The 5,314-nt window shown below is 60.9% G+C and carries 5 protein-coding genes; 3 read left to right on the top strand and 2 right to left on the bottom strand.

The genetic code is table 11. From position 1 onward, the window contains the following. Nucleotides 1-371, top strand: a 371-nt coding sequence (locus ACIQ2E_RS12260; protein ID WP_398330906.1) for a sigma-70 family RNA polymerase sigma factor, incomplete at its 5' end; no start/stop codon positions are given. On the opposite strand, the gene ACIQ2E_RS12255 is transcribed toward ACIQ2E_RS12260, so the two are convergent. Further along, complete coding sequence (locus ACIQ2E_RS12255) at nt 328-510, bottom strand: sigma factor SigF (RefSeq protein WP_398330903.1); 183 nt, start codon at nt 508-510, stop codon at nt 328-330. The two genes, ACIQ2E_RS12260 and ACIQ2E_RS12255, sit on opposite strands and share 44 nt — an antisense overlap. 206 nt (nt 511-716) lie before the next feature. Here ACIQ2E_RS12255 and ACIQ2E_RS12250 point away from each other — a divergent pair, with 206 nt between their 5' ends. Together ACIQ2E_RS12250 and ACIQ2E_RS12245 are read left to right on the top strand one after the other, a co-directional pair. After that, nucleotides 717-2,345, top strand: coding sequence for a DUF3370 family protein (locus tag ACIQ2E_RS12250; protein ID WP_398330900.1), 1,629 nt, complete (start codon nt 717-719; stop codon nt 2,343-2,345). Nucleotides 2,346-2,370: 25 nt separating this feature from the next. Beyond that, nucleotides 2,371-3,573 carry a DnaJ domain-containing protein gene (locus ACIQ2E_RS12245; protein ID WP_398330897.1) on the top strand — a complete coding sequence of 401 codons (1,203 nt, stop codon included), beginning with the start codon at nt 2,371-2,373 and terminating at the stop codon, nt 3,571-3,573. A 1,254-nt stretch (nt 3,574-4,827) separates the two neighbouring features. Here ACIQ2E_RS12245 and ACIQ2E_RS12240 read toward each other — a convergent pair. Further along, nucleotides 4,828-5,314: allophycocyanin (locus tag ACIQ2E_RS12240; RefSeq protein WP_398330894.1), on the bottom strand; the 487-nt coding region annotated here is incomplete at its 5' end.

The following is a 5,314-nucleotide window of genomic DNA, read 5'->3' as shown; positions in this document are numbered from 1 at the left end:
GGCAGGGCCACGAGGCCCTGCCGGGACCGCTCTTGGCGCAACTGGAGAAATTTGAGCGGGAACGACGCGTGGAACTGCTACAGCCGTGGCGCCTGCATGACACAGCCGAGCTTGGGTTCGAACCATTCAGCCAAGATGGCCTCGCGGAGAGGGAGGCCGCCGAGGATCGTGACAACGCGATGGCAGCGCTGAGGCCATTGAACCGGCGCCAGCGCCAGGTGGTGGAGGCAGTGGTGCTGCGCGGACAGACACTGCGCACGGTGGGACGACACCTCGGCATCAGCGCCGCCACCGTGCATCGCGTGTTGCACAAAGCGTTGGAGGAACTCAGGCGTCAGCTGAGTCCTGCATCTGGCGCTCCAGCGTGCTGATGGCGGCGTTGATCGCAGCCAGCTGACGCTCGAGGCCATCGCGCCAGAAGATAAGGGTGTGCAGCTTGCGCTCCTGATGGCGCCGGCGGCACTGCTCGGGGGTGGAGCTGTCTCCGCAGCCAAAGAATGGCGGGAACATGGGAAAATAGTTACCAGTTGTTGTTCTAGCGGTCGACGACGGCCGACCGCGGGAATGGATCCACAGGGCCCCAGCGCCTCACCCGTGAGGTCAGAACCCTTTGCCTTGACTGATTTTCATGCCGAGAGAGCTAAAGCAATTCCGCAGCCTCGACCACCACAGGCTCGTTTGATCGCAGGGTGAGAGCAGTGGGTCCCAGAGCACCTATGAAAGCCACGCTTCTAGCGCTGCTTGGCAGCGTGATCGTCGCTCCCGTGCCGTCTCAGGCCTATGTGGCCCTGATGGCTGGCCAGAGCGCTCGCCCGCTGAACGGCACGTTCAACAACGTGCCGGTGCTCCACTCCAACCAGCCTGAAGAGGTGCTCGGGCCTGGAATCCTGATGGATACGCGGCCTGGATCTGCGATTGCGGCAGAAACCAACCAGCCCCTGGCTAACGCTACGTACACCTTCAATGGTGAATTCGGCCTGCACGTTCACCACAAGTACTACCCGGATGATCGGAGCCGCATCCGCGGAACCAACGGCCGGCGCGGTGAGCTCACACTGGCCACCATCCTGATTAACCCGGGACCGACCCCCGTCCATATCCGTTTCAAGAAGGGGGCGGTCCGCAACAGCTTTGAAGCGCCTTATCTGGCCAACAACCTGATGGGGGTGAAGCCGCTCGGTCCCCGTCCGTGGAATACCGGCCCTGGCGATGCCACCGCCATTCAGATGTTGCGCGGTCAGCTGGATCGGCGCCTCGAGGCTGAGATCACGATCCCGCCCTACAGCCGCATCGTGCTGTTCAGCACGGCCCTACCAGCCCTTGGCATTGCCAACGGCTTGCTGCGCGGCCGTAGCGATGGTCCGTTCCAAATGGCCGTGGTTGCAGCCCGTGACCCCCAGAACGACATCGATATCTTCCGGGTGCTGGATAGCAAGCGCCTTGCCCCAGGCCGGATTTATCTGAGCCGTGTGCACCAGATCCAAGACGGCACGGTGTTCTCCAGGGTGGGTGGTGTGGCCCTTGGCGACACCTACACCGCCAGCCTCAGGCACGACCTCAATCAAGGGGCACTCCACGTGCCCTTGACCAGTACAAACCGCCACCACTTCGGCACCCGTGAGGTGCAGGTGAATCAGTTGGCCTCGCGCATGGTCGATTCATCGCTCGACAACGTTGGCACCTACGGCGTTCGCTTTGATGTTGAGCTCAATCTGCAGGGCTCTGGTCCGCACCAGTTGGTGTTCAGCCACCCCACACCCAATGGCAAGCATTTCGTTGCCTTCCGCGGTTCGATCGGCATTGAAACCGACGAGGGCTATCGCGAAGTGCATGTGGGAATGCGTTCAGGTCAGAGCCTGCCGATCGCTTCGCTCAACCTCAAGCCAGGTCAGAACAATCCTGTGATGGTGAGCCTGGTTTATCCAGCTGATGCCACACCCGGCCATCTACTCAGTGTCGTGCCCGACCAGCAACTGGCTCAGCTGCGACAGCGGGAGCAGCTGCTTGCCGCTGCGCAGGCCAGCAAACCCAAAGCTGCACTAGCCGCTGCTCCGCCTCTCGCCGAAGTGGCCGCTGCACCGGTTGCTGCACCCGCGCCTAGGTCCGCAACACCAGCGGCGACCGGCAAGCCAACGGCTGCCAAACCAGCTCCCAAGCCCAAGCCCGTTGCGCCGGCGGTGGTGATGAACCCGGGCTGGATTCAACCGCTGCCTCCTGTTCCTGTGCTGCAGGGCCTGCCACAGGCGGTGATCACGCCCACCCGCATGAGCCAAAGCCTGATGGAGCGTTATCAGCAAGCTGTTCAGGCCCAGCAGCAGCTGATGAATTCCCTGATGGGCCGATAACCTCAGAGGGCATCAGCGGCGGGGCGTGGGGGAGAGCGGATCCGACAAGCGGCGCATCACCCTGGAACTCAGCGAAGACCTGCTGGGCTGGATCGATAGTTTGAAGTCGCAGATGGGCTTCCGCAGTCGCGGGCTCATGGTTGAACAGTTGCTGCGCGAGCTGGTTCCAGACCTCGATGTCGAAGCTGAGGCCTCAGCGGATGCCTCAGCTGGCGTCGTCGCTCAAGATCAGCTGGTTGGTGCTGATGGACGATCCGACGAGAGACCTGCCCGTGTTGGAGGGAAACTCGGCACCGAGCAACAGCGAGCGGTTGCCCCCGCCGAGAGCAGTCAGTCTTTGCCCCGTGGAGCTGCGAGCCGCGTTTCGGCCCAGGAGCTGCCCAGCGGCTCTGATGCCGACAACCGAGCGGCACCCGGCGAGCTCGACGACAACACCGCGATTGTTCTCATCGGATCTGGAGAAGTCTCTATTCGCGACCAGAGGCGAGACTTACCCGGGACAGCTGAAGAGGTCTCTGCAAGGGCTGGCGCAGCAATCGCAGTCGGCATTCAGCTGCCTGGCTTTGTGCGCCGCCAGGCCCGCGCGGTGAAGCGCAGCTTGACTGAACAAGCCATGCCGATCAGCGATGAACGCAATGCCGGTCTGGCTCTGATCCCAGCGGAAGCTCTGCAGGATGCGTTGGTGCGTGCCCAGCAGCACTGGCTAGAGATCTACGGCACTCCGCCCAGCGATACAGCGCAGGATGCGGTGCTCACCTGGCTGGCTCGCGACATCTGGCCCCAGTCGGATCACAGCGATGGCCGACCGTTCAGCTGGGCGCTAGCCCAGCAAGTTCTACTCGGCTTTGCTCCTGGCTGGACAGTGGGAGATCCAAGCCTTGATCGCGTGATCACCGCCGCTGGCATCCTCGAGGACCCCTTTGGTGGCAGCAGCCTTGCTGTTCGCGTGCCCACCTTGATCACACGCTTTGTGCAGCGTCAACGCAGCAAGCAAAAACGCAGCACATCCTTTGAGGCTATCGATCAATCGATGACCGTGCATGGCGCGCTGCGCTTGCTGCAGCTGCCAACCATCGCGGATCGCCCGTACACCCTCAAGGAAATTCGGGAGGCCTATCGGGAACAGGCTCAAAGCCACCACCCTGATGCTGGTGGCTCCGACGATGCGATGCGTCGCTTGAACGAGGCCTACCAGTTCCTGAAGGAGCGGTACCGCCAGGCCCTCTAATCGGAAGTCTCACACTAGTCCTGTTATCAGTCGCGTCATGGGACGACTAGAAGACATGAGACTTGCCTTTGTGGTCTCATCGTTGCTCATTGCGTAGACGCCGCTTTGATTCAAGTCTGACGGTCGGACGTCGTTGGGGCGAATCGTCAACCACAGCGACCAGGGGTGGCGGGGCTCTGCACTGCAGGCATGCCTTATGGAGCGTCAGCGGGTCTAGACAAAGGTCTAATAGTCGGACACAGTATGGACTGCTTGGACGGGTAATTGTCGGGGCTTTCGGCCCCAGGGGCCGTTGTTTCTATATGGGCAGGCACTCTTTATCTGGTCAGAAACACTGAATGACAAACAGGGCGCCTTCGAGTTCTGTGCAGTCTGGCTTTTTCCGTGAATTCTGCGTGCATGTGCTGGTGGGAAAGCTAGGGCTCTAGAGCTCCTCGTGGCTTCCTGCTTACTGGAGGCGCCGTGCTCTCCGTTCTGGCTTCGGGTTTGCTGGCGGTCTCGCATTTGGGTCTGCGGCGGATTGTCGGTTTGAGTGGGCATGCTGAGTCGGGGCCTGTTGTGGTTCATACCGCTGTCCATGCGCTCCAGCGTCGCGTCCAGTCATCCTGGACTGGTGCAAAAGGCCTGAAGTAACTGATTTCTTACTGAGGCGTACCTGCTGTAGACACAGGTACGCGGTCGATGTGATTGCTGGATCTGCTTTGGTGGACTGAGCGGCCAAGGCGAGCATCGTTGGCGGTGGCCGACATCTCCGCAGATCCTGCTCCAGCTCCGGCGTACCGAATATCACTCCACGGCAAGCAAGAACAGGACAAGTTCATTGGATATTGATATCCAGAGGTTCACGCCCAATGCGTAGAGACTGGTTCTGTGTTGCGTACAAATCAGGTTGGACTCGTATTCAGACTTCTAATGCGACCGGAATGCGGCTGGAGGGACGACTATGTGACTTGCCGCTGCTTCCGTGGAGTTTGTGGATCGTTGAATGCGGTATTGCGTTTCGCTGGTCTTTGTGCAGCGCCAGCCCCTGGTGCTGGTCTGCACAACTGTCCAACACCGGATATCCGCGGATATCCGGTGTTGGACGCAGCCCGGGACCAGTGCTGAAGTCTGGATGGGCTCTATGAGACACACGCAGTGCCGGATGAGTCGGTGTGACACTTGTCGCGAGCCCTCAGCGACAAAAAAGCCGGCAGAGGTGGCTGCCGGCTCTGGCGAATTGATCTGATTGACCTGGTTGTTCAGAACCTGCGCTCAGCAGGGAGTTTGCATGCCCTGGATCAGGAAGTCGAAGTAGGGAGCTGCCAGAGCTGCATCATCGCCGCTGAGCAGCACAAGGGAGGCTTCCTTGAGGCAGCGCATCGACTCGACCATGCCAGGCATGGGGACGCCGAGGCTGTTGTACATCTCGCGAGCGCCTTCGAGTCCAATCTTCTGGATCAACTCGGTGCTGCCGGCCAGCACTCCGTAGGTCACGAGTCGCAGGTACCAGCCGAAATCGCGCAGGCACTGGGCTCGTTGTTTCTGGCCGTAAGCATTGCCGCCCGGAGCGACGTATTCAGGCTTGCGGCTGAACAGTTGCTTGGCCGCTTCGTCGACGATCTTTTTCTCGTTCTCGGTGAGAGCCTTCACCACCACCATGCGGCTGGCGCCGGTGGAGAGGAATTCCACCATCGAACGCAGCTCACCGCCGGTGGGATAGCGCAGCTGATCGTCGGCCTGCAGGATCAGATCGCGTACG

The organism is Vulcanococcus sp. (genome assembly GCF_044369115.1).
Taxonomy (GTDB): Bacteria; Cyanobacteriota; Cyanobacteriia; order PCC-6307; family Cyanobiaceae; genus Vulcanococcus.
Note: the sequence above shows the minus strand (reverse complement) of the source record. Positions and strands in the feature narration are given on the sequence as shown.